The sequence below is a fragment of the Pseudidiomarina indica genome, assembly GCF_900104245.1.
Taxonomy (GTDB): Bacteria; Pseudomonadota; Gammaproteobacteria; order Enterobacterales; family Alteromonadaceae; genus Pseudidiomarina; species Pseudidiomarina indica.
The window spans coordinates 1-23,630 of record NZ_FMXN01000012.1 but is presented as its reverse complement, the minus strand read 5'-3'; the positions used below and the strand labels follow the sequence as shown (position 1 = coordinate 23,630).

The window sequence follows — 23,630 nt, the reverse complement described above, 5'->3', positions numbered from 1 at the left end:
TACTTGGCCTTTAGAAATTGTTCGCCAATATGATAACGCATGGTACGCCTTCGCAACAAACAATGCTAAACTACCGCTCAAAATTAATCTGTAAATAATGGAGTCAAGCAATGCAGGTTACCCTACATACAAACCATGGCGATATCACCCTGAAACTATTCGCCGATAAAGCACCGAAAACGGTCGCTAACTTTGTCAATTATGTGCGCGAAGGTTTCTACAATGACACGCTATTTCACCGCGTGATTCGTGGCTTCATGATTCAAGGTGGTGGCTTTGACGTTGAAATGGTGCAAAAACCAACCCATGACGCGATCGACAACGAAGCCAATAACGGTCTTGCCAATAACCGTGGCACGATTGCGATGGCGCGCACGCAAGATCCTCACTCAGCCACTGCACAGTTTTTTATTAACGTGGCCGATAATGATTTCCTGAATTTCCGCAATGAAAGTGTTGGCGGTTGGGGTTATTGTGTGTTTGGTGAAGTGGTAGAAGGCATGGACGTGGTCACTGCTATTGAGAACGTCCGTACCTCACATGCAGGCTTCCATCAAGATGTCCCAGTGGAAGACGTCATCATTAAAAGTGCCACGCTGGTTGAGTAATGCATGGCCACTTGGTTCATTGCTGATCTCCACTTAAGTCCCGCTCGCCCTGATATCACAGCTTTATTTCAGCATTTTTTAGAGCACCAAGCCCGTCACGCTGAAGCTTTGTATATCTTGGGGGATTTATTTGACGTCTGGATTGGCGACGATGATACCAGTGATTTTGCGACCGCAGTGCAAGCAGCACTGCGGCAGCTCACCCAAAGCGGTGTCCCGGTTTGTTTCATGGCCGGGAATCGTGATTTTTTAATCGGCAAACGATTTGCTCAGCAAACCGGTGTGCAGATTCTCACCGAACCGACCCTCATTGATTTATACGGCACCCCGACCTTACTCTTGCACGGCGATACGTTATGCACCGATGACGTCAGTTATCAACGGTTCCGAAAAGTAATCCGCCACCCTGTCGTGCAGCGCCTTTTGCTCTGCTTGCCGCTACGAACGCGCATGTCCATTGCACAGCGGTTACGAGCCACCAGTAAAACCCAGCAGCCTCTCACTGAGGAGCAGCTAAAAATTATGGATGCGAACCCTCAAGCCGTACAGAATGCCTTTATGCAATATCAGGTGCGCCAGATGATTCACGGCCATACGCATCGCCCTGCCATCCATCAGCATTCGTTGCCTCAAGGGCAAGTAGCAGAGCGGATTGTGGTGGGAGATTGGTATACTCAAGGCAGTCTATTGAAAGTTACGCCGGTATCTCGAGAGCTGTTGGTGGAGCCCCTACAATAGGAAGCGGCCCGCTGTGGAACCGAAACTCCGTGTCAGGTGCTAAAATGAGGCTTGCTTCAACCAACCCGAACTCACGAACTCGCGGACGAATACAAGTCCCCGCAACTTGTTCAGCAAGACGCAAATAATCTTCAAAATGTCGCGCTTCCGAACGTAATAAGCTCTCATAGAACTTGGCTAGACGCGGCTCCATATAAGGTGCTAACGCAGCAAAACGCTCACAAGAACGGGCCTCAATATAAGCCCCACAAATCAATTTATCCACGAGCGTTGCCGGTTCATAGGTACGCACTTGCCGCAACAGCCCGCGAGCGTATCGGCTGGAGGTAATAGTGGTATAAGAAACCCCTAATTCGTCCATAATTTCTAGCACTTGATAAAAATGGTGCAGCTCTTCTTTAATCAGGAGCACCATATTATCAATCAACTCTTGACTGTATGGCGTGTGACGCTGAGGTAACATGGTTTTAGTCAACTTGGTATGCTTCGCCAAGTCACGCCAATCGCCTTGTTTACGATAAGCAAAGTCTTCATATGGCTGTAGCCACGCCAACAGAGCGTCCCCACTTTCGGCATCCACGGCATAACGTCGAATCAATAGCATCGCTGACTGGGCCGCTTTCAATTCACAGATTAAGTGATCAATGAGCAACAACGGTAAGTTTTCAGGCTGCCGCGCCGCATGAATCCACGCAGATGGCGTTTCACAATGCAAGAACTGTCGAATCGGTCGTAATAATGCGTTCACGCTACACTCTTATCTATTTCTGGTTAAACCCAATAACCTTTCAGTCATTACGGTTATTATTTCCATTATTGCTTGACTATGTTGAAAAACCAACCAATATTGATGGTAAGGCGCAACGACAAGCGTCTGCGATTATAACTGGGATAGCAGTACCAAACAGACAACAACAAAGGTTGAGGTTCACTATGATTTTAAATCACATTTGGGGGCTCTTCGCTCATCCCGTTGACGAATGGAAGGCAATCGATCAACGCCATGAAAGCATTCGCTTTGCACTCACTCACATTCTTTTGATTGCGTTGGTTCCATGTGCTGCAGCTTACTATGCCTCGGTACACATCGGTTGGAGTGTTGCGAATAGTAACGTGACCTTCCTCACCGAAAATAGCGCTCTGATAATGGCTGTCGCCATGTACCTCGCCATTATTGTCAGCACCTTTGCGCTCGCCTACTTAGTATTTTGGATGGCAAAAACCTTCGGCGCCGACCCCACCTTCACCCAGTCACTGGAACTCGCTGCTTATACTGCCACACCGGTTATCTTATCAGGTGTCGCAGCATTGTACCCAGAATTGTGGTTTATCACTATGGTCTTTTTAGTCGGCGTTGCCTACTCGGTTTACCTCTTATATGCAGGTATTCCTATTGTGATGCACATTCCTGAAGAGCGGGGCTTCATTTATGCCTCATCAGTGGTCACTGCTGGGCTCATTATGATGGTTGTCTTAATGGTCACCTGTGCCATTATTTGGACCAATGGTCTCGGTCCTGAATACATGTAAATGACTACTTAACAAGCGCTAAGCGACAATAAGCCCAGCTCTCTAGCTGGGCTTATTTCATGGCATCAAATAAACGTTCGAACGCGCAGGGACTACTGTTTAAACAATTTATCTGCTAGGCTTAGCCCGCTTTTAACGAACCACCTATGCGTTTTAATAAAAAAGTGGTAAATCTTTATTCGCAAGGAAATTGTTATGTCTAACAATAAAAAGAAACTGAGCCTAACCGCCCGCATTGTCATTGGGATGCTTGCCGGGATCATTGTGGGAATCCTGCTCCAGTTTGCTTTCCCTGATAGTTCGTTCGTCCAAACTTACTTGAGCGATGGGCTTTTCTACGTCATTGGCCAAATTTTCATCGCCTCGTTGCAAATGCTCGTTGTTCCTTTGGTATTTGTCTCGTTGGTATTAGGTACTTGCTCACTCAGTGACCCCGCTAAACTAGGTCGATTAGGGGGTAAAACCGTCGGCTTATATTTGCTCACAACAGCTCTTGCCATCGCCTTCGCAGTGTTCATGGCAGTTATTTTTGAACCTGGGGTTGGGTTGGATCTCGCTACTGATAAAACCTACCAACCGGGTACCGCTCCTTCCCTCGCAGAAGTTGTGATTGGTTTGGTTCCAACCAACCCCTTTGCAGCATTCACCAACGCCAACATGTTGCAGGTTATTCTGTTCTCGGTATTGTTTGGTATTGCAATGGCGTTTGTAGGAGAAGCCGGTGTTCGTATCAAAAGCTTATTTGAGGACTTTAACGAGGTTATCTTAAAGCTCGTTCTTATGCTCATGAATATCGCCCCTTACGGCGTGTTTGCCCTTATGGCAAAGCTATTTTCAGAAACTTCCTTTGACACGATATTTACGCTCGCCAAATACTTCTTGCTGGTATTGACCGTTTTATTACTGCACGGCATCGTGGTTTACTCCATCTTGTTAAAATCCTTAAGTGGTATGAATCCATTAATGTTTTTAAAGAAGCTGCGAGAAGTGCATTTATTTGCCTTTAGTACGTCGAGTTCGAATGCCACCATGCCAGTCACCCTCGAAACTGTGACGAAGCGGTTAGGCGTTCATAATAACGTCGGCTCATTCACCGTCCCGTTAGGCGCCACCATCAATATGGATGGTACTGCTATCATGCAAGGCGTAGCGACTGTCTTTATTGCGCAAGTCTATTTGATTGACTTAACACTAGTGGATTACCTGACGGTCATTCTAACCGCTACCTTGGCATCCGTAGGAACTGCCGGTGTTCCTGGCGTCGGCATGATTATGTTGGCAATGGTGCTCAGCCAAGTCGGTTTACCCGTTGAAGGGATTGGCCTGATCCTCGGTGTGGATCGACTCCTCGACATGACGCGTACAGCAGTTAACGTAACGGGTGATGCGATGGTTTCTGTCGTAGTCGCCAAAAGTGAAGGGGAATTAGATGAAGATGTCTATAATGACCCAACGATTCGTTTAACTGTGCGCGATAAATAATATCCCGACACCCACGGTGGCAATGCGTTAGATAGCCATTGCCACCTCAAGTTTTGATGACACAGTTATGACTGTTGCTTGCGAATATAATTAGTCAATGTTTGCAATGTTGCAACCACTTGACGCCCCACCCGCTCTCCTAAATTCTTCTTCTGAACATAGCGCACCAAAAACATATCATGACTATCCCGTCGTGCCATCAGCCATGCGTCACTCGTACTAATCGAGTCGACCAAGCCGTAGTCAATCGCTTCTTGTGCCGTCCAATACTCTCCTGTGGCAACTTTATCTAAATCAAGATCAGGACGATAACGCTGAATATGCGCTTTGAACTGCTGGTGAATTCCTTCTAATTCTTGTTTGAACTTACGCCGTCCTTCATCAGTATTTTCACCAAAGACAGACAAGGTTCGCTTGTATTCCCCTGCGGTTACTTGCTCATAATCAACATCGTGCTTTTTCAACCAACGATGAAAGTTCGGTAATTGGGCTATTACCCCTATCGAACCGACAAACGCAAAGGGGGCCGCTTGAATGTGATCTGCCACCACCGCCATCATATACCCGCCACTTGCTGCGACTTTATCAACACTGACTGTCAACTCTAATTTCGCCTCACGTAGCCGTTCAAGCTGGGCAGCTGCCAACCCATAACCATCCACCGCACCACCGGGGCTTTCCAACCGTAAAAACACCGTATCGCCTGGCTTTGCCACCGCAATAATCGCACTCACTTCCCGCCGCAATGATTCTACTTCGTTGGCATCGACGCTGCCTTTAAAATCAATAACAAACACCCGCTTTTTGGTGTTTTCTTTCTGTTCTTGTTTCTGCTTTTGTTTCAGTGACTTTTCCACTTGCTTACGTTGCTTTTTATCCATTAACTCCAGTCGCAACCGTTCGACACCATCCCGCAGTTCATCCGTCAACCGTTCGACAATTAACTCTCCTTTTCGAACTTTCTGCCGTTGCGTGGCTTGCGCGACAATGCCCACAATAAGCATTACGGCGAACACCACAACACCAGCCTTAAGAACAAAAGCGATCAGCTCGTAAATTAATTCCATCATCTTACTTCTCCACAAAAAAAGGCCGACGAAGCGGCCTTTTTAAATCGTTACCTACCACTCAGCATTATTGCTTCACAACGGTCGGGTTCTGCACCGGAATCACGGTGTTATCTGTTGCGAACCAGAATGCTGTTTGAGTTTGCATTTCTTGGGTTGCCGCAGGCGATGCTGCTGGGCTCACAATCGATGCGTGGTCACCCGCAATAAAGCGAACCGCACCAGATACTGGCGTACCATCCGAAGACGCATAGGTGGCCGAAATCGCTTCCAACTTCAGGGCAGCAATCAAGGGTTCCGTACCCGCCAATGGCTTGTTCGGGACCGCGTTTGGAATCACTTGGTCAGGCAAGCTTGCTCCACCATCACCCACCACTTCAATTAAGTGGATTGGCGTTTCTGTTGCTAACACAGTGCTCGCATAGTTAATTGGATCCGCAGAATCAATCACGGTTTGTGCGGCAAACGCGAATTGCTCAAATACCGCATTAATCGATGCTTGTTGAGCATCACTTAAGCCAGCCCAAAACTGATCAAACACCGCATTCATGACCGCTTGGAAAGCAGGATCTGCTGGACCAACACCTTGCGCTTCAGCAGCGCTATTCACCGCCGCCGCAAATTGTGGATTTTGGCTATATAACAATTGACTCTTGATGACTGGACCGAATGAGCCAGACGCTAACAAGAAGTTTGCTACGCTCGCGCCCGGTGCCATGAAAGAACTGCCATTCACGGTAAACAAAGCGCTGGCAGGCGCTAATGGCCCTTCCATTGGCGTGTTTGCCACCGCAGTAAATGCAGTTCCTGCAATCGCCCCTAACGAGTGGCCCGCAAAATAAACACGGCTGGCATCAATCGGCGCATTGGTCGCATTTAATGCTAAGCGAAGACCTAGTAAGTCGGTCACTGATTGACGCAAGTTATCACGCGTGGTCAACAAACTGCCGAGGTTCATATAAGCGGTTGCTGGACCTTTGCCTGCTGTCGCGTTAATCGCACCAAAGCCACGGTCACCATGCAGTGGATGGTCAATTGCGACGGTCGCCACACCATTCAGTGCCATCATTCCCGCTAACGCAAGGACAGACTCTTTATAGGCAGTGATCCCGTGTTGGAAAATTGCCACTGGCCAACCATTTTCAGGCGCAGCGATTGGATCCATGCCTTGCATAGCGCGAACCGCGTTCACGGTTGCTAAGTCTGGTACCGTCATGACCGCATTCACCGTCACTTGGCCTTGCACCGCTGGCACTGGGTTGTATTTCGTGACATGACGTTCGTCATCCACGCCTGGGAAATCCATCGCCGCAATGGCTTCAGGAGTTGAGGCCTGGAGACATGCTTGAACCCACGCCGGAACGAAAGTCGCTGCACCGCCCGTTAACCATGCTGGGTTAATAGAAGGCGTGTTCATTGGATCAATCGCGCCTGCCTGAATGGCACCTAACACTGCCACACCGCTGTCACACTTCGCCATCCAACGTCCTTCTAACGGAGCCGTTGGATTTTCTTCGGTCGGTAACGGTGAGAAGTAAGGTAAGGTCACTTGGCCGCCATAAACCTGAGCAGTGCTGGCTAACGCAAACGCTGGGTTGGTCGGGTCATTCGGTAACATGCCCGCTTGTACCAACGCTTGTGCCGCACTATAGCCAAGTGGCATCACGCCCAGTGACGGTGAAGGGACGCCGGCTTGCGCGCTGGCTGAGAACTGCATTGCCAACATGTTTTTCACCATGTGGAATGTATCAGCCGTTGATTGGGTGGTGAAACTGGAAGTGTAAATCACTGATTCAGGATCCACTCCCGCAGCCGCGAGCGCTGCTTCATGGCTATTGATGAGTCCTTGTAAGCTTAACGCTGAAGCATCGCCTGACACTGGGTGTGTTGACACTGGACGCTTCATTAACCCATAGGTTTGAGACGGTTTTACAGTGCGGTTAAGCGAATCACGGATATTGTCCGTTAACACCGCTAAATAGCCTGTTTTTGGCTTAAACGGTTTTAGTGGAACCACGGCCACACTATTCGGACCGGTTGCTTTCACAACGAAGTCTTCACCATGCGTTAATTCTGCGGCAACCGCACAAGTGACCGCTGGGCTCGCAGCATTGAGACAGCCTTCACTGACGTCACTACCACCCATAATGGTTTCAAACAAGCGAATGGAGCCCGGTGCTTCCAATGAGGCCGAGGTGACTGTAACCGCTTTACCATTTTCATCGACTGGTAACGTGAAGTTAAAGGTTAACGTTGAATGAGTTCCCCAACCATCCAAACCGTTAATCGCCACTTGCGGGTTCCCACCATCGGTCGGATCAGCAACTGGGAGGTTAAGCGTGCCATCCACACTACCACTTAACAAGATGTTGCTCGGAACAGGTACTTGACCATTTGAAGGGTCGAATGCCACACGTGTGGCAGATACCTGATATTCGACTTTAACCGATTCAGGTGCATCATCACCGCTGCCACAGCCCACAAGGCCAAGCGCGCTAGCGATTGCAGTTACAAGCAATAGTTTTTTCATGAGGCTTCCCCAATCCTTGTTCGTGTTGTTATATTTTGAACACCTGCAGGATGCTGTTGTTCATTTTTTCTATCATCGCCTTTTTATACTGGTACGACAAGATGTTTTAGATAACAAAATTTTATACACTGTCTGCGCTTAAGTTAAAAGTATTTCGCATGAATTTGTTCCCAGTTACTGAGAATCATAGCAAAAAACAGTACACTTGCTGTATTCACCCATGCATTTAAGAGAGTGTAGGCTAAAAATGACCGCAATGCAGATTGACCCAAAACAGTTTGAAATAAAACCCAACCTGTTAGCAGGAAAAGTGATTTTAGTAACCGGTGCCGGTGATGGCATTGGTCGTGAGACAGCAAAGACATACGCAGCCTGCGGTGCCACGGTGATTCTATTAGGACGCACCGTCAAAAAACTCGAAGCTGTCTATGATGAAATCGTGGCAGCAGGTGGCCCCGAGCCGGCCATTATTCCCTTGGATATGAAAGGGGCAACTAAATCTCATTATCAGGCCATGACAGCCACCATTATTGAGCAGTTTGGCAAGCTCGATGGATTGCTACAAAATGCGGGAATTCTAGGAGTGCTCTCTCCTTTTGAACACATTGATCATGACTCCTGGAACGACATTATGCAGATTAACGTCACCGCTCAGTTCATGATGACCCAAGCATTGCTCCCAGCACTGCGCAAAGCCCCACAAGCCAGTGTGATTTTCACCTCCTCGGGTGTCGGCCGAGAAGGTCGCGCGTTTTGGGGCCCTTATGCCGTCAGTAAGTTTGCGATTGAAGGTCTGGCCCAGGTCATGGCAGATGAATATGAAGGTTCAACCATTCGGGTCAACGTGATTAACCCAGGTGCAACCCGCACCACCATGCGCTCGAAAGCTTATCCTGCTGAAGATCCAAACCGTTTAAAAACACCTGCGGATCTGATGCCAACCTATGTGTATTTAATGGCAGACGACAGTATTGGCGTTACCAAACAATCCATCAATGCGCAGTGATTCACCGTAAGGAGATAAATCGTGGCGAAGCAACACCATCAATTGCAGTTAGTAGGAATGAGTTGTGCCGGGTGCGCCCGTTCCATTGAACGAGCATTAGCGGCCGTTCCCGGGGTGCAAGAGGTGCATGTTAACTTTGCCAACGAGGTCGCAGCGGTCGACGCCACGGGGGTCGCTGCGAACCAGCTAGTCGCCGCGGTGCAAGCGGCCGGGTATCAAGCTTCAGTGATTGATCATCAACAACCCGCACCGGAGCATGACCCACGAGTTGTGGCACAACGCCATCAGTTTTATAAGTTTCTTGCCGCAGCATTATTCTCGGCGCCGTTGCTCTACACCATGTTTGCGCATTTTAGTTGGACCCAAGGCGTATACATGCCCGACTGGTTAATGAACCCTTGGGTGCAAATGGCCTTGGCCACTCCCGTCCAATTCATTATTGGCTGGCAGTTTTATCGAGGCAGCATGACCGCACTGCGCCAAGGGGCCGCAAACATGGATGTCTTGGTTGCGCTAGGAACATCCGCAGCCTATTTTTATAGTCTCTATCTCGCGCTGTTTGGGAGCCCTGAAGTAATCCAACAGGGGCTCTATTTTGAAACCAGTGCAGTGCTTATTACACTGATTCTCCTTGGGAAATGGTTTGAAGCTCGAGCCAAGGGGCGTTCCTCCGCTGCCATCCAACAACTCTTGCAGTTACAGCCCAAAACCGCCTTGCGTGAAGTTCCTGGAGCAGAACCTGAAGAAGTTGACGTGACACGTCTGCAACGAGGGGACATTATTCATATCAAGCCTGGGCAACAAGTTCCCACCGACTGTGTCGTCATTAATGGTGACAGTGCGGTGGATGAATCCATGCTGACCGGGGAAAGTATTCCTGTTGATAAGCACCCAGGCGATGCCCTGATCGGGGCAACCATTAACCAGCACGGCTTCCTGCGCGCCGAAGTTCAAAAGCTTGGCCGCGATACTGCTTTGGCTCAAATCATTCAAGTGGTGGAGCAAGCACAAAACTCAAAAGCGCCCATTCAACGCTTAGCCGATCGTGTTTCCGCCGTGTTTGTTCCCATCGTACTCGGGGTTGCTGTACTCACGTTTGTACTTTGGTTTTGGTGGTTGGATGCGGGCAACTATCGTAGCGCCCTGGAAGCAACGGTTGCCGTATTAGTGATCGCTTGCCCTTGCGCACTCGGTTTAGCCACCCCAACTTCAATCATGGCGGGTTCGGGTCGAGCTGCCCAATGGGGCATCTTATTTAAACAAAGTGAAGGGCTGGAAGTGACCCATCAAATCACCACCATGGTGTTTGATAAAACAGGCACCCTCACTATCGGCAAGCCCCAATTAACAGATGTCCAACTTCAACCACCGGCAGGTCTCACCGAATCGCAACTACTCAGCAGTGTAAAAGCGGTTGAGCAGCAATCGGAGCACCCATTAGCACAAGCCATCGTTAAGGGTATTTCTGAGAGTACTGCTGGGGTCACCATTGACCAGTTTAAATCACACACGGGAATGGGTATTGCAGCCCAAGTTCACGACACCCATGCCAACCTTTCCTATTCGTTGTATGTGGGGAATATTCGCCTCATGCAAGAGTTTGGGTTATCCATGGATGCGTGGTTGCCTGCTAAAGAAGCATTAGAACAGCAAGGTAAAACTGCCATGTTAATCGGCTGCAACGACCAAATGGTAGGCATGGTTGCTGTTGCCGATACGCTCCGACCTCATGCTCAAACAGAGCTCAACGACCTCAAGGCGCGTGGAATCAAACTGGTCATGTTAACCGGCGATAACGTTCGTACCGCGCATACCATTGCCAAACAAGTCGGTATTGATGAAGTCATTGCAGAATTGCTGCCCCAACACAAGGCCGATCATGTGCGCCAACTGCGCGAACGTGGTGAGTTTGTCGCCATGGTCGGGGATGGCATTAATGACGCCCCAGCACTGGCCACTGCTCAGGTTGGCATTGCGTTAGGCAGTGGTACGGATATTGCGTTAGAATCAGCAGATATTGCACTACTCAGCCCTGATTTAAGACGGTTAAATGATGCGCTTTATATTAGCCAAAAAACCGTATCCAACATTCGCCAAAATTTATTTTGGGCATTTGCCTACAACGTCCTAGGTATTCCGATTGCAGCCTCTGGTCTGCTCGCTCCTTGGTTAGCTGGCGGAGCTATGGCATTAAGCTCAGTGTCGGTCGTCCTCAATGCGTTGCGGCTCCAACGGCTGCGACAGCCAACGACACAGCACCACGAGTCAACGACTGAAATAAGGAAGCACAATGATGGCCGTAGTTAGTTTATTCGTTGCCACCGCGCTGAGTGTCACCACCATCCCAACCCAAACAGATGTTCAGTGGATTGGGGTGAGTACACCCACGCCTAATGTGGTTTGGCTTAGTGGCTCACAAGCAACCATCGCTCGTAGCACAGATGGAGGCAACAGCTGGGAATACTTTAACCCCACCAATGAGCAGCTACAGTTTCGTGATATTGAAGCCCTCGATGCCCACCACGCATTTGCTCTAAGCATTGGGGAAAGTGGCGATTCACGCGTGTACTACACAGCCAACGGCGGACGGAACTGGCAACTGCGTTATCGCGCCCCATCCAATCAATTCCTGAACTGTTTAGCCATTGGCCATCGCGGTGAGGCTTGGGTATACAGTGATACTCAAGAAGGTCGTTGGACCATGGTGCGAAGTGTGGATGGTCGTAATTGGCTCACGGCCAGCAACGTGGTAGATAGTGCTCCACTTCCTGATGAAGGGGGCCTTGCGGCCAGTGGTGGTTGCATTCGTTATAATAATCAGACGTGGGCGATCGGCACCGCCAACGGCGCAACGGCTCGACTCCTGTTGAAACGCCACTTCGGCGTTCGTTACCGTGCCATTGATACCCCCTTGCCCGCAGGTCCTCAAGCTGGCATTGCGAGTGTGTGGCCCATTAGTCACGAGCACATCATTCTGGCTGGGGGTGATTTGAATAATCCTGCCGCCACTCCTCGTATTGTACGCTATCAACAAGGAGAGTTTACGGCCTTACCAGAACCCAGTTTCCCCGGCGCTCTATATAGCCTCACTGTACGCGAAAATGGCGATATGATTGTCACGAACCCTCAAGGGGCTGGATACCTTAAGGCCGATGCGACAGAGTGGCAGTCACTCAGTACTGCCAACATCTGGAACAGCGCCTGTAACGACCAGGCGTGCTACTTAGTGGGTCAAGATGGATTCGTCGCTCGCATCAGCTTCGATGAGTAATGCCGTTCCACCCGCCACATGACTGACTTGTTGGAAGCCATGACGAGCCATTACTTGAGCTGCCACCGCGCTGCGGTGGCCTGAGCGGCACACGCACACAATCGGCCGCTGACGATAAGCGGCCGGACTTTGTTGAATAAACTGCGCTAACCTCGTTAAGGGAACATTCACCACTTCCGCATCGACTGATAACCGTCGAACTCGGTGCTCTTGCTGTTCACGCACATCTACCAACAAAGTTTGTGGCTGCTGCAACCATTGTTGCTGCTGATCGATGGTGACATTAATCAGGGGCGCAGCATGATTCATTCCAGCCAGCTCCGGAAGTGTTTCTACCACTTGGAAAGCCTCGTCGTAACGGGATAACAACAGGGTCTTCTCGGTCACCGCTTGCTGCAAGAAAGGGCTATGGTGATGCTCGCCAATAAAGGCAAAATCGACGTGGGGGGATGTCATTGCTCCAGCCAATGGGGAGCTCAACAAATAAATCGGTGCCCGCGTACCGACCCGATATAAACGCCGTTGCCCCACTGTCAGGCAGCCTTCGGTGGTCACATCACACCCTACTGGAGCGGCACAAACTGCAGTCGCCGTTGCCGGCCAGCCCACCGCGTCCCGTTCGGTTTCACACCCACTGGCACACAACAGGTTCGCCAGCATCGCCGCAGCGCTCTGCGGACCATGGGGCTCAGTAGTTAGCACGGCTTTGACACGATAACGTTGGCATGCCACCAAGCGTTCGATACGTTCGGCTAATTCAGCGACCGGATCAATCACCGCCATTTCACCTGCGGCTTTATCAATAACTAAATAACAGCAGGCGCTACCAAATCGCCATTGCACAATACCGTCAAGGTCACTATCGATGTCTTCGTTGGTATCCGCCACCAACAAACACGACTGCCGCAGTGCTTGGGCAGCTTCTTGAATACGCTCGCAAGCGGCGGCTATGGTATCAGCAGTGGTTGCCGGCCCAAACGAAAGACGAATGGCGGAGCTGGAACGCCAATCGGCCAGCCCCATCGCATCGAGTACAAAGCTGCGAGTGACCCCTGAACTACATGCTGATCCTGAACTCACCCGAATATTAGCGGCATCAAACACATCCATAATGTCGCGCGAAGGCACCCCTTGCACGGAGAAGTTCAGCGTGGTTGGAATCGATTCTGCCAATGGATGATTGAGCTCCAGTGTTGGGAAAGCGCTTTGTAAGGCATGCAGCAGCTGCTGGCGGTACTGGAGTAAAATGGATTCGGGTTGGAACACCGATTGCTCTGGGTTCAGTAGTAACTCAAATAGCGCATGCAACGCAGCTATTCCTGGTAAGTTCTCGGTGCCTGAGCGTTGCCCTAATTCTTGTCCACCGCCAATAATTAAAGGGGTGAATGGAGCACTGTCACGCACGTACATAAAGCCGATGCCTTTTGGAGCATACAATTTATGTCCGCTAAAAGGTGCGTAATCAATCGTCGTATCGGCCAAATCGAGACACATTTTTCCTAACGCTTGGACGCAATCGACCATCCAAGGCACATCAGGGTTATGCTGCCGAATCACCGTTTCTAAGGCCGCCAAATTTTGCCTCACACCGGTCTCATTGTTGACCGCCATGGTGCAAATCATATAAGCCGCACCCACATGCTCGGCAATAAAATCTAAATCCAATTTCCCGTGGCTATCCACGGGGATGGCTTTTAGCTCAGCATTCAATTGCAGAACTTGATTCCAATGGGCTAAGGCTTGGGGAACCGCTTTATGCTCAGTGGCTCCATAGAGTAACCAACGACGTGTTCCTGCTCCCTGAGTAGAACGAGCTCCCGTTAGGGCTGACAAGACTGCCGTCTGAATCCCTTCAGTTGCGCCACTGGTAAAAAATAAACGCCCACTGTGAGCGCCCACAACTTGGCGCCCTAAACGGCGTGTGTTCTCGAGAATATAACGTGCTTGGAGCCCGGTGATATGGCTGCTAGAAGGATTGCCAAAAACATGTTCCATGACATGTTTAACGGCTTGAGTGATGTAGGGCAACACCGGTGTCGTCGCATTGCAATCAAGATAGATTTCTTCCGCTTTAGGCCGAATTTGTACCGGGGTGACCATGCTCAACAACTCCTAGCTATCAATCTGGTTTTTTTGCCATTCTTTTAGCTTAGCGGCGCGCTCCTCGGCAGCCATCCGAGCTTTCTTATCATCGCAAGGATCTTTGCAATCACAGGCTTTTTCCATGCCGAGTGATGAAATGCCGCCACAACTCCCAGACAAAGATTTACGCTGGACAATGTAGCCCACTGACATGCCTAAAATCACCACCAACATGATGACGAATACTGCGATAAATACGCCCATGTGGACCTCCTGAGCTACTGCTCAAATCGTTTGAATGCGGTACTAGTGTACTCTTTATATTCGCCATTTTCACGGGTGACAAGTAACACTGCAAGCCCTTTTTCATTCGCAAACTGCAAAGCTTTTTCCGGCCCCATCACCGTTAACGCGGTGGCATACGCGTCCGCATCCATGCACGTTTCTGTGATAACGGTCACAGAAACGAGATTGTGCTGAATGGGATAACCGGTGCGAGGATCGATAATATGAGAGTACCGAACCCCATCCTTTTCAAAGTAGTTTCTATAATCGCCTGAAGTGGCGACTGAATTGTTACCAGGCTCGATAATTCGGTTCACCGACCGTTCGAGGGAGACCGGCTGCTCGACCGCAATCCGCCACGGTTGCTCTCCCGGCTTAGAACCGCGCATCCGCATTTCTCCGCCAATTTCTACCAAATAGTTTTTTATCTCCATTTGGTCCAATAAGACGGCAACGCGATCAACTCCATAGCCTTTTGCAATGGTGGATAAGTCCACGTAGAGATCAGGAACCGCCTTGGTAACTTGATGATTTTCGACGGTGAGATGTTGATAGCCAACTTTTGCTCGGGTTGCCGCTAATTGCTCTTCGGTCGGCACTTGTTCGGGTTTTCCGAGCGGCCCAAAGCCCCACAGGTTCACTAAGGGCCCAACCGTAATATCCAGCAGGCCATCGGTCTCTTCTGCAATTTGCAAAGCTCGGTGAATCACCGTTTCAAGTGCCCGAGAGACCACCACTGGCTCTGTCGTCATCCGTTGATTAAACAAAGACAACTCGGAGTTAGGATCATAGGTCGACATCTGGCTATTAATCTGTTCCAGCACAAGATCAACCCGTTCCTTCACACGTTCTGGCGAATGATACGGATTGGCGGTGACATAGCGTATGTGATAGGTCGTCCCCATGGTTTCACCGCTAATGCTGATTTGCTGGGGAGCATGTGTGCATGAAACGAAAAAGGCTAGCCCTATCAGGGCCAGCCAAATCCGCAGAGTCGATGATAAGTTCATCTTCATCTGATTTATTTCACCTTACAGTTCTTGTGAAGGTCGGTTAACCACCGAAGTCATCTAATAAGATATTTTCTTCTTCAACACCTAGGTCTTTAAGCATCTTAATGACCGCAGCGTTCATCATGGGTGGTCCACACATGTAATATTCACAATCTTCCGGCGCTTCATGATCCTTCAGATAGTTTTCATACAACACGTTGTGGATGAAACCAGTATAGCCTTCCCAGTTATCCTCAGGTTGTGGATCGGATAAGGCAACATGCCATTCAAAGTTATCGTTTTCACGCGCCAACATATCGAAGTCTTCAACGTAGAACATTTCTTTCTTCGAACGAGCACCGTACCAGAACGTCATTTTACGCTTCGACTTCAGGCGACGTAATTGGTCAAAAATATGTGACCGCATTGGTGCCATCCCTGCTCCACCACCGATAAATACCATTTCTGCGTCGGTGTCTTTCGCAAAGAACTCACCAAACGGACCAGAAATAGTCACCTTATCACCTGGCTTCAGGCTAAAGATATACGACGACATCAAACCTGGCGGTAAGCTTAAGTCACGAGGTGGTGGCGTCGCGATCCGAACGTTTAGCATAATAATGCCTTTTTCATCCGGATAGTTTGCCATCGAGTACGCACGAACAACTTCTTCGTCCACTTTCGATTCTAAGTTAAAGAAGCCAAAGTGTTCCCAATCACCACGGAATTTCTCCGCAATATCGAAATCTTTGTATTTCACATGGTGTGGAGGACATTCAATTTGAATGTACCCGCCAGCGCGGAATGGAACTTCCTCACCTTCTGGCAGCTGCACCACAAACTCTTTAATAAAGGTTGCAACGTTATCGTTGGACTTAACGATACAGTCCCACTTACGAATACCGAACACCTCTTCAGGAAGTTCAATTTTCATGTTTTGCTTCACGTTTACCTGACAGGCTAAACGACAACCTTCACGAGCTTCACGGCGGTTAATGTGATCGCGTTCAGTTGGTAGAATATCACCACCACCCTCATGGACGACGACGCGGCACTGACCACATGAGCCACCGCCACCACAAGCTGATGACACGAAAATACCTGAGTTCGCTAAAGCACCAAGTAATTTGGAGCCCGGCTGCGTGGTGATTTTCTTACTTTCATCGTTATTAATTAGAATCTCGACATCCCCTTGAGGGACCAATTTTGAGCGCGCCACCATAATCAGCGCGACTAAAATTAGTACAATCAAGGTAAACATGCCTACGCCAAGCGCTATAATTGTCCAGTCTTGCCCTTGCATCGACTTCTACCTCTATAGTTATACGTTTTTTCGTAACCGGGTCATTAGAGTGAAATGCCAGAGAATGACATAAACCCTAAACCAATCAGCCCCACCGTCATAAAGGTGATGCCCAAGCCACGTAATCCATCTGGAACATCGGCATATTTCAACTTTTCGCGAACCGCAGCTAAAGCAACGATTGCGAACATCCAGCCGATACCACCACCGAAACCGTAAATGAAGCTTTCAGTGATTGTATAGTCACGCTCGATGGCAAAGGACACGCCCCCGAAAATCGCACAGTTCACCGCAATTAACGGAAGGAAAATTCCCAATGCGTTGTACAGTGCTGGAACATATTTGTCCAATAGCATTTCAAGAATCTGTACCAATGCCGCGATAACACCGATAAAGGTTAAGAAACGTAAGAAACTCAAGTCGACATCAGGAAAACCTGCCCAGTTTAATGCACCTGGTGCTAATAAATACTGATATACAGCTGCGTTAATTGGTGTAGCTATCGATAACACGACCACTACCGCCACACCTAAACCGAACGCTGTTTGTACCTTTTTGGAAATCGCCAAGAAAGTACACATCCCTAAGAAGAACGAAAGCGCCAGGTTTTCTACGAAAATCGATTTTATGAATAAACTCAGATAAGCTTCCATGGTCTACTCCTTACTCCTTCGGCTCGACTTGTTCTTTACGGAAGGTACGGAGTACCCAAATAAACCCGCCGATAATAAAGAATGCACTTGGTGGCAACACTAATAAACCGATCGGTTGATACCAGCCACCTTCCGAAGCGAGTGACAGGATCTGATAACCAAACAAGCTACCTGAACCAAACAACTCACGAATGAAACCAACGGTCAACAATACGAATGAATACCCTAACCCGTTACCGATACCGTCAAGGAACGACAATCCTGGTGGGCTCTTCATTGCAAATGCTTCAGCGCGACCCATTACGATACAGTTGGTAATAATCAAACCAACGAATACCGAGAGCTCTTTAGCAATGTTATAGGCATATGCCCGTAACACTTGATCCACCACAATAACTAAGCTAGCAATAATAGTCATTTGCACAATAATCCGTACGTTTGACGGAATATGATTGCGGATCAATGAGATAAAAAAGTTCGAAAATGCTGTTACCAAGGTCAGTGCAATACACATAACCACGGTGTTTTCCATCTTCGAGGTCACCGCTAACGCCGAGCAGATACCTAAAATCTGAAGGGCAATTGGGTTGTTAGCAATAATCGGTCCAAAAAGAACCTCTTTAACTTCTTTTGACATAGCCATTAATTCAGCTCCCCTTCGCGAAGTTTATCGAACAATGGACCGTACGCATGCTCTCCGAACCAGAAGTTCACTGTGTGATCCACACCGTTACTAGTTAAGGTTGCACCAGAAAGAGCGTCAATGTCGTGCGCTGGGCGGGTAACGTTTTTAGTTACTTTCAATGCAACCTTGCCATTGTCATAAATTTCTTTACCTTGCCATTTAGCAACCCAGCTCGGGTTTTGAATCTCACCACCGAGGCCTGGCGTTTCTGAGTGTTCATAGAACTTGAACCCTTTAATGGTATTCATATCCGGAGCAACAGCCACTAAGCCATACATAGTACCCCACAAGCCGTAACCGCGAATGTACACCACGACGGTTTCTACCGCGCCTTGGTCATCTTTGATGAAGTACAGTTTAGTCACGTTCTCTAAGGAACCGATGCTGGCAATATCAACGTCTTTGCTCAACTTCTTACCTAACTCAGCTTTTTTGGCAACTGCGATAGGGTCGTATTCTGCAGCACTACGTGCACCAACATAAGCCGCATCAACGAACTCAAGTGTTTGCAAGTCAACTAATCGAGTTTCAACACGCTCGTTAAATACTGCAATCACATCAGTTTCTGGAGTCAACAAACCAGCTGCATCGAGCACGTTACGTTGCATATCTAACGCCGCGTTCTTTTGTTGAAGTGGTTTTAAACCGACAGCAGAACCAGCCACGAAAATTGCACACACTAAACAGAGTGTGATCACGACAAATAAGGTGCTGCCGAGTGAATCTTTATTCTTAGCCATTGCGTGCCATTCTCCGTTTAATGTTTGATTGAACAACAAAGTGGTCAAACAGCGGGGCAAACACGTTAGAGAATAAGATAGCTAACATGATCCCTTCTGGATAAGCTGGGTTCACCACACGGATAAGTACCGTCATGGCACCAATGAGGAAGCCATACCAGAACTTACCTTTATTGGTGAATGAGGCTGATACTGGGTCGGTTGCCATAAACATCATACCGAACGCAAAGCCACCCACAACTAAGTGCCAATACCACGGCATCGCAAACATCATATTGGTATCACTACCAATTGCGTTGAACATCAGCGACAAAGCTACCATCCCGATGAAGACACCGGCGACAATACGCCATGATGCAATGCGGAAGTAGATCAGGGCCAAACCACCGATCAGAATCATCAATGTTGATACTTCACCCATCGAACCTTGGACGTTACCGATGAACGCATTCCACCATAAATCCATGTTTGCGATATAGTCAGTGCTGATGGTTGCTTCACCAAGTAATGTTGCTCCTGAAAACCCATCAACGGCGGTCCATACTTGCTCACCAGAAATTGATGCTGGGAATGCGAAGTATAAGAATGCACGTCCGGTTAATGCTGGGTTCAAGAAGTTACGGCCTGTACCACCGAACACTTCTTTACCAATCACGACACCAAAGGTAATCCCTAATGCCACCTGCCATAAAGGCATGGTTGGAGGTAGAGTTAATGCAAACAGCACCGAAGTAACGAAGAAACCTTCGTTAATTTCATGCTTACGAACCGTCGCAAAGACCACTTCCCAAAAGCCGCCCACAATAAAAGTAACGGCATAAACAGGAAGGAAGAAACAGGCACCATAGAACATTTTACCGGCCCAACCAGCAGTGGTTAAATCACCGCCCAATGCGGTAAATAGACCAACCTGCCAGATATCTGCCAATTGATAATCGTTCATTAATGCCAATGCGGCTTGGTTACCGATGTTGTACATACCCCAGAACATTGCTGGGAATGTCATCATCCATACCAAAATCATAATCCGCTTTAAATCCACGCTGTCTTTCACGTGGGTCGCACCAGTTGTTACTTTGCCTGGTGTGTAGAAAATTGTTGCCGCAGCTTCGTACAAGGAGTACCACTTCTCGTACTTACCGCCTTTTTCAAAGTCCGGCTCAATCTTCTCGAGGAAATTCTTCAAGCCCATGATTAGCCCTCTTTCTCAATATCGGTCAACATTTTACGTAACACCGGACCGTACTCGTATTTGCCGGGGCAAACGTAAGAACACAGCGCTAAATCCTCTTCATCCAACTCTAAACAGCCAAGCTTTTGCGCTTGTTCGGAATCACCAGAGAGCAAGTCACGTAGTAAAATGGTGGGTAAAATATCAAGTGGCATCACACGCTCATAGTTACCAATTGGCACCATCGACCGGTTGGAGCCATTCGTTGTGGTGGTCATTGGGAACAATTTCTTCGGTGACAAATGCCCGAGATATGCACGTGTGACAGAGTGCTGATTAGCACCTGGACGAATCCAACCGAACAGTTTTTTCTCTGTTCCTTCAGCCAACACTGACACTTGGTTGTGGAAACGCCCCAGCCATTGATGTGCATCATCCGCTGTATGACCATTTAAGATCGAACCTGAGATAACACGTACATCACCGGCACTCAGCTCATTACGGGTTAGGTCACGTAAGTTAGCGCCTAACTGCGTACGAACTAACCGTGGCTTGTTCACCGCTGGGCCAGCAAGCGCTACCACACGACCGGTGTATAATTCACCGGTGGTAAATAACTTACCGTACGCAATAACATCTTGGTAACCAATGTGCCACACAGGTTTCGCGATAGACGCTGGCTGTAAGAAGTGAATGTGAGTACCAACAAGACCTGCTGGGTGTGGACCTGCAAAACTTTCTAGTTGTACTTTTGCATCGCCGGTATCCACGGTTGCAGCTGCTGCTTTAACCACATAGACGGGACCTTGAGTTAAGGTGCCTAGCACTTTTAAGCCGTCCACAAAGGCTTGTTGCTGTTCGGTGATTACCACACTTGGATCTGCAGCCAATGGGTTTGAGTCCATCGCATTCACAAAAATCGCTGTGGGTTCAGCATCAAGTTTTGGAGAACGACTAAAAGGACGAGTGCGAAGTGCCACCCAAAGTCCTGAATCATTCAATTGAGAAACGACAGCGGCGCGATCAAGACTGGCGAGATCCTTGCTATCGTAACGGGTAAAGGTTTCCTGCTCATCGCCGTCAAGCTCGATGATCACGGCCTGCAATACCCGTCGTTCACCACGCAATACGTCTTTAATAACGCCCGCAGCTGGTGCTGTGAATTTAACCCCTGGGTTTTTCTTATCTTCGAAAAGCAGTTGGCCTTTTTTAACGCGGTCACCAACCTTGACATGCATGGTTGGGCGCATACCGACATACTCTTCACCCAGTACGGCAACGGTGGAGATGGCTTGACCATCTTCGATTGTTTGCTGGGGCGCACCCGAAATCGGGATATCCAGCCCTTTCTTGATCGTAATCATACGCGTTCGCACTACTCGTTAGGGAAGATTAATCTCACACCAGCACGAACTGCGCTCGCTCACTATAACAGCGAATTCGTCACAAGTTCATGCTGACCAAATTTAGTCCAATTTCACCTAGGGCGCGCATTTTAACACCTTTACTAGGTAAAACAACACCGAAAAAAGCTAATTCGTTATCACCAAGCGACGACTGGATCAACATCTGCGTCGTAATCAACACCCTCAATTCCGAAGCCAAAAAGCTTCAAGAAATCGCTGTGATAACCGGCGTAATCTGCTAATTGGTGGAAGTTATCTTGAGTCACTTCATTCCATAACTTTTCAATTTTAGCTTGGGTGGCATCGTTGGTTTCCCAGCCATTCATTGATAAACGACCTGCTTCATCAAGTTCTGGATTTTCGACATACAAGGCATCGCGCAATAACCGATGAGTTTGCTCAATACAGCCTTCATGCGTGCCTTCTTCTTTCATGACTCGATAGATTAAAGATATGTAGAGCGGCATAACCGGAATTGCCGAGCTGGCTTGGGTCACCAAAGCCTTTAATGACGACACGTATGCCTCCAATTGAATGTCAGCAAAACGCTCACGCATGGCAGCAGCAGCACGGTCCAAATCTTCTTTAGCCTTGCCAATGGTGGCATGACCGTAAATCGGCCAGGTTAACTTTTTACCAATGTAAGTATAAGCAGTCGTTTTAGCTTGCGGAGCCAATACGCCTGCTTCATGTAGCGCGGCAATCCAGCGTTCCCAATCTTCGCCCCCCATCACCTTGATGGTTTGTGCAATTTCATCATCGGTAGCAGGTTCTAAGGTGATTTCAGTCACCTGATCTTTATCCGTATGATAGGTCTTAGTGGTATAGGCTTGGCCAACTGGCTTCAATGCAGAACTATATAATTCACCGGTATCTGGGTCTTTACGTTTGGGGGATGCCAAGCTGTACACAACCAGATCAACTTGCCCAAATTCTTCTTTGATGCGGGCAATGACTTCTTGTTTGATTTCATCGGAGAACGCATCACCATTAATGGTATGTGCATACAAGCCTTCTTTTTTCGCGGCGGCGTGGAATGCTGCTGTGTTATACCATCCTGCGGTGGCTGTTTTCTTTTCGCTTGGCTCTTTTTCAAAGCAGACACCCAAAGTTTTAGCACCTGCACCAAACGCAGCATTGATTCGCGTAGCCAAACCGTACCCTGTTGAACAGCCAATCACTAATACCCGTTGCGGTACCATGCTGAGTGGCGCTTGTTGCTTCACATAATCAATTTGTTGCTGCACGTGAGCAGCACACCCAACTGGATGCGCATTCGTACAAATAAATCCCCGAATTTTTGGATGAATAACCATGCTTTTTTATCCTATTTGTTATCAATCTGACATCATTGTGGCTAGTGTACCTGAGCCTGGCTAACGAAGTGATCTGAGCTGTTAGTTGGTATGTGACTGCTCCCCGCCCTAAGCGCTAAAGCGCCACGGGCGAGGCTTCCAACTTCTCAGGCAGCAACTGGTACGTGACCAGATTGACGCTTGCCTCCATTGGCAGAAACCGACAGTCCTGCGGCCTTTAATTTTAAAATACCTTGCGCCTTGATATTTAAGGCTGCATTGATGTCCCGATCATGCTGTGTTGAGCAGGATGGACACTGCCAGTCACGCACGTTCAGTGACAAGTATTCCAGCTTGTGTCCACAGCAAGAGCAGGTTTTTGAGCTGGCAACCCATTGATCAATTTTAATCAGATGCTTGCCTTGCTCTTTGGCCTTGTATTCCAGCTTTTGGATCAAGCCTGACCAACTCGCATCGGCAATGTGCTTGGACAATTTCCTGTTCTTCAGCATGTTTTTGACTTTCAGTGTCTCGACAATTACCGCTTGGTTTTCGTCAATAACGTGTCGAGACAGCTTGTGCTGAAAATCAGCACGAGCATTCGCCAGACGCTGATGCGCCTTAGCGAGTTTAAGTCGGGCTTTTGCACGACCTTTGCTGCCTTTCTTGCAGCGTGATAAGGCTTTTTGTTTACGGCGCAGATTGGCACTGGCTTTCTTCAAAAAGCGTGGATTCGGTTTTTTCGTGCCGTTTGAATCTATGGCAATATGTGTTAAACCCATATCC

Annotated in this window: 21 protein-coding genes; 7 read left to right on the top strand and 14 right to left on the bottom strand. The window is 48.5% G+C overall.

All coding sequences use genetic code 11. From position 1 onward, the window contains the following. Positions 1-110 precede the first annotated feature (110 nt). Positions 111-608 (top strand): peptidylprolyl isomerase, encoded by a 498-nt coding sequence (locus BLP64_RS09215; protein WP_092593769.1) that lies wholly within the window; start codon positions 111-113, stop codon positions 606-608. 3 nt (positions 609-611) lie between these two features. Beyond that, complete coding sequence (gene lpxH / locus BLP64_RS09210; protein WP_092593768.1) at positions 612-1,346, top strand: UDP-2,3-diacylglucosamine diphosphatase; 735 nt, start codon at positions 612-614, stop codon at positions 1,344-1,346. Here the strand turns inward: lpxH and miaE are convergent. Then, the gene (gene miaE / locus BLP64_RS09205; RefSeq protein ID WP_092593767.1) at positions 1,303-2,094 is read right to left on the bottom strand and encodes a tRNA isopentenyl-2-thiomethyl-A-37 hydroxylase MiaE; all 792 of its coding nucleotides are present in this window, start codon (positions 2,092-2,094) and stop codon (positions 1,303-1,305) included. The two genes, lpxH and miaE, sit on opposite strands and share 44 nt — an antisense overlap. A gap of 185 nt (positions 2,095-2,279) precedes the next feature. Here miaE and BLP64_RS09200 point away from each other — a divergent pair, with 185 nt between their 5' ends. Both BLP64_RS09200 and BLP64_RS09195 read left to right on the top strand, forming a co-directional pair. Further along, positions 2,280-2,876 (top strand): Yip1 family protein, encoded by a 597-nt coding sequence (locus BLP64_RS09200; RefSeq protein WP_092593766.1) that lies wholly within the window; start codon positions 2,280-2,282, stop codon positions 2,874-2,876. Between the two features lie 195 nt (positions 2,877-3,071). Beyond that, complete coding sequence (locus tag BLP64_RS09195) at positions 3,072-4,358, top strand: dicarboxylate/amino acid:cation symporter (RefSeq protein ID WP_092593765.1); 1,287 nt, start codon at positions 3,072-3,074, stop codon at positions 4,356-4,358. Between the two features lie 65 nt (positions 4,359-4,423). On the opposite strand, the gene sohB is transcribed toward BLP64_RS09195, so the two are convergent. Both sohB and BLP64_RS09185 read right to left on the bottom strand, forming a co-directional pair. Then, complete coding sequence (sohB, locus tag BLP64_RS09190; RefSeq protein ID WP_233340143.1) at positions 4,424-5,428, bottom strand: protease SohB; 1,005 nt, start codon at positions 5,426-5,428, stop codon at positions 4,424-4,426. Between the two features lie 64 nt (positions 5,429-5,492). After that, complete coding sequence (locus BLP64_RS09185) at positions 5,493-7,955, bottom strand: VolA/Pla-1 family phospholipase (RefSeq protein WP_092593764.1); 2,463 nt, start codon at positions 7,953-7,955, stop codon at positions 5,493-5,495. A 256-nt stretch (positions 7,956-8,211) separates the two neighbouring features. On the opposite strand from BLP64_RS09185, the gene BLP64_RS09180 reads away from it, so the two are divergent. The 3 genes from BLP64_RS09180 to BLP64_RS09170 are packed head-to-tail and all read left to right on the top strand — an operon-like array spanning position 8,212 to position 12,232. Then, the gene (locus tag BLP64_RS09180; RefSeq protein WP_092593790.1) at positions 8,212-8,961 is read left to right on the top strand and encodes a YciK family oxidoreductase; all 750 of its coding nucleotides are present in this window, start codon (positions 8,212-8,214) and stop codon (positions 8,959-8,961) included. Between the two features lie 21 nt (positions 8,962-8,982). Further along, positions 8,983-11,268: a heavy metal translocating P-type ATPase gene (locus BLP64_RS09175; protein ID WP_092593763.1), complete on the top strand. Its 2,286-nt coding sequence runs from the start codon at positions 8,983-8,985 to the stop codon at positions 11,266-11,268. Beyond that, complete coding sequence (locus BLP64_RS09170) at positions 11,252-12,232, top strand: WD40/YVTN/BNR-like repeat-containing protein (protein WP_092593762.1); 981 nt, start codon at positions 11,252-11,254, stop codon at positions 12,230-12,232. The genes BLP64_RS09175 and BLP64_RS09170 overlap by 17 nt, the downstream gene beginning before the upstream one ends. On the opposite strand, the gene BLP64_RS09165 is transcribed toward BLP64_RS09170, so the two are convergent. From BLP64_RS09165 to BLP64_RS09115, 11 genes are all read right to left on the bottom strand, one after another. Then, the gene (locus BLP64_RS09165; protein ID WP_092593761.1) at positions 12,185-14,332 is read right to left on the bottom strand and encodes an aminotransferase class V-fold PLP-dependent enzyme; all 2,148 of its coding nucleotides are present in this window, start codon (positions 14,330-14,332) and stop codon (positions 12,185-12,187) included. The two genes, BLP64_RS09170 and BLP64_RS09165, sit on opposite strands and share 48 nt — an antisense overlap. Before the next feature lie 12 nt (positions 14,333-14,344). Further along, the gene (nqrM, locus tag BLP64_RS09160; protein WP_092593760.1) at positions 14,345-14,578 is read right to left on the bottom strand and encodes a (Na+)-NQR maturation NqrM; all 234 of its coding nucleotides are present in this window, start codon (positions 14,576-14,578) and stop codon (positions 14,345-14,347) included. Positions 14,579-14,592: 14 nt separating this feature from the next. Continuing rightward, positions 14,593-15,615, bottom strand: a complete 1,023-nt coding sequence (locus BLP64_RS09155) for an FAD:protein FMN transferase (protein WP_092593759.1) — start codon at positions 15,613-15,615, stop codon at positions 14,593-14,595. Positions 15,616-15,652: 37 nt separating this feature from the next. After that, a complete protein-coding gene (gene nqrF / locus BLP64_RS09150; RefSeq protein WP_092593758.1) occupies positions 15,653-16,894 on the bottom strand; it encodes an NADH:ubiquinone reductase (Na(+)-transporting) subunit F in 1,242 nt (413 codons plus the stop codon). Positions 16,895-16,938: 44 nt separating this feature from the next. Next, the gene (nqrE, locus tag BLP64_RS09145; protein ID WP_092593757.1) at positions 16,939-17,547 is read right to left on the bottom strand and encodes an NADH:ubiquinone reductase (Na(+)-transporting) subunit E; all 609 of its coding nucleotides are present in this window, start codon (positions 17,545-17,547) and stop codon (positions 16,939-16,941) included. A gap of 10 nt (positions 17,548-17,557) precedes the next feature. Then, positions 17,558-18,190, bottom strand: a complete 633-nt coding sequence (locus BLP64_RS09140; RefSeq protein ID WP_092593756.1) for an NADH:ubiquinone reductase (Na(+)-transporting) subunit D — start codon at positions 18,188-18,190, stop codon at positions 17,558-17,560. Beyond that, the gene (locus tag BLP64_RS09135) at positions 18,190-18,972 is read right to left on the bottom strand and encodes a Na(+)-translocating NADH-quinone reductase subunit C (RefSeq protein ID WP_092593755.1); all 783 of its coding nucleotides are present in this window, start codon (positions 18,970-18,972) and stop codon (positions 18,190-18,192) included. Before BLP64_RS09135 ends, BLP64_RS09140 begins: the two co-directional genes overlap by 1 nt. Then, positions 18,965-20,164 carry an NADH:ubiquinone reductase (Na(+)-transporting) subunit B gene (locus BLP64_RS09130; protein WP_092593754.1) on the bottom strand — a complete coding sequence of 400 codons (1,200 nt, stop codon included), beginning with the start codon at positions 20,162-20,164 and terminating at the stop codon, positions 18,965-18,967. The genes BLP64_RS09135 and BLP64_RS09130 overlap by 8 nt, the downstream gene beginning before the upstream one ends. 2 nt (positions 20,165-20,166) lie before the next feature. Continuing rightward, positions 20,167-21,507, bottom strand: coding sequence for a Na(+)-translocating NADH-quinone reductase subunit A (locus BLP64_RS09125; protein WP_092593753.1), 1,341 nt, complete (start codon positions 21,505-21,507; stop codon positions 20,167-20,169). Positions 21,508-21,686: 179 nt separating this feature from the next. Beyond that, positions 21,687-22,865, bottom strand: coding sequence for an enoyl-ACP reductase FabV (fabV, locus tag BLP64_RS09120; RefSeq protein ID WP_092593752.1), 1,179 nt, complete (start codon positions 22,863-22,865; stop codon positions 21,687-21,689). A 146-nt stretch (positions 22,866-23,011) separates the two neighbouring features. After that, positions 23,012-23,630: RNA-guided endonuclease InsQ/TnpB family protein (locus BLP64_RS09115; protein WP_143001090.1), on the bottom strand; the 619-nt coding region annotated here is incomplete at its 5' end.

What these genes read in the sequence shown, in the direction of transcription:
- BLP64_RS09215 (WP_092593769.1), top strand. Translation starts at nt 111, where the DNA reads ATGCAGGTTACCCTACATACAAACCATGGCGATATCACCCTGAAACTA.
- lpxH (WP_092593768.1), top strand. Translation starts at nt 612, where the DNA reads ATGGCCACTTGGTTCATTGCTGATCTCCACTTAAGTCCCGCTCGCCCT.
- BLP64_RS09200 (WP_092593766.1), top strand. Translation starts at nt 2,280, where the DNA reads ATGATTTTAAATCACATTTGGGGGCTCTTCGCTCATCCCGTTGACGAA.
- BLP64_RS09195 (WP_092593765.1), top strand. Translation starts at nt 3,072, where the DNA reads ATGTCTAACAATAAAAAGAAACTGAGCCTAACCGCCCGCATTGTCATT.
- sohB (WP_233340143.1), bottom strand. Translation starts at nt 5,428, where the DNA reads ATGATGGAATTAATTTACGAGCTGATCGCTTTTGTTCTTAAGGCTGGT.
- BLP64_RS09185 (WP_092593764.1), bottom strand. Translation starts at nt 7,955, where the DNA reads ATGAAAAAACTATTGCTTGTAACTGCAATCGCTAGCGCGCTTGGCCTT.
- BLP64_RS09180 (WP_092593790.1), top strand. Translation starts at nt 8,212, where the DNA reads ATGCAGATTGACCCAAAACAGTTTGAAATAAAACCCAACCTGTTAGCA.
- BLP64_RS09170 (WP_092593762.1), top strand. Translation starts at nt 11,252, where the DNA reads ATGATGGCCGTAGTTAGTTTATTCGTTGCCACCGCGCTGAGTGTCACC.
- BLP64_RS09165 (WP_092593761.1), bottom strand. Translation starts at nt 14,332, where the DNA reads ATGGTCACCCCGGTACAAATTCGGCCTAAAGCGGAAGAAATCTATCTT.
- nqrM (WP_092593760.1), bottom strand. Translation starts at nt 14,578, where the DNA reads ATGGGCGTATTTATCGCAGTATTCGTCATCATGTTGGTGGTGATTTTA.
- BLP64_RS09155 (WP_092593759.1), bottom strand. Translation starts at nt 15,615, where the DNA reads ATGAAGATGAACTTATCATCGACTCTGCGGATTTGGCTGGCCCTGATA.
- nqrF (WP_092593758.1), bottom strand. Translation starts at nt 16,894, where the DNA reads ATGCAAGGGCAAGACTGGACAATTATAGCGCTTGGCGTAGGCATGTTT.
- nqrE (WP_092593757.1), bottom strand. Translation starts at nt 17,547, where the DNA reads ATGGAAGCTTATCTGAGTTTATTCATAAAATCGATTTTCGTAGAAAAC.
- BLP64_RS09140 (WP_092593756.1), bottom strand. Translation starts at nt 18,190, where the DNA reads ATGGCTATGTCAAAAGAAGTTAAAGAGGTTCTTTTTGGACCGATTATT.
- BLP64_RS09135 (WP_092593755.1), bottom strand. Translation starts at nt 18,972, where the DNA reads ATGGCTAAGAATAAAGATTCACTCGGCAGCACCTTATTTGTCGTGATC.
- BLP64_RS09130 (WP_092593754.1), bottom strand. Translation starts at nt 20,164, where the DNA reads ATGGGCTTGAAGAATTTCCTCGAGAAGATTGAGCCGGACTTTGAAAAA.
- BLP64_RS09125 (WP_092593753.1), bottom strand. Translation starts at nt 21,507, where the DNA reads ATGATTACGATCAAGAAAGGGCTGGATATCCCGATTTCGGGTGCGCCC.
- fabV (WP_092593752.1), bottom strand. Translation starts at nt 22,865, where the DNA reads ATGGTTATTCATCCAAAAATTCGGGGATTTATTTGTACGAATGCGCAT.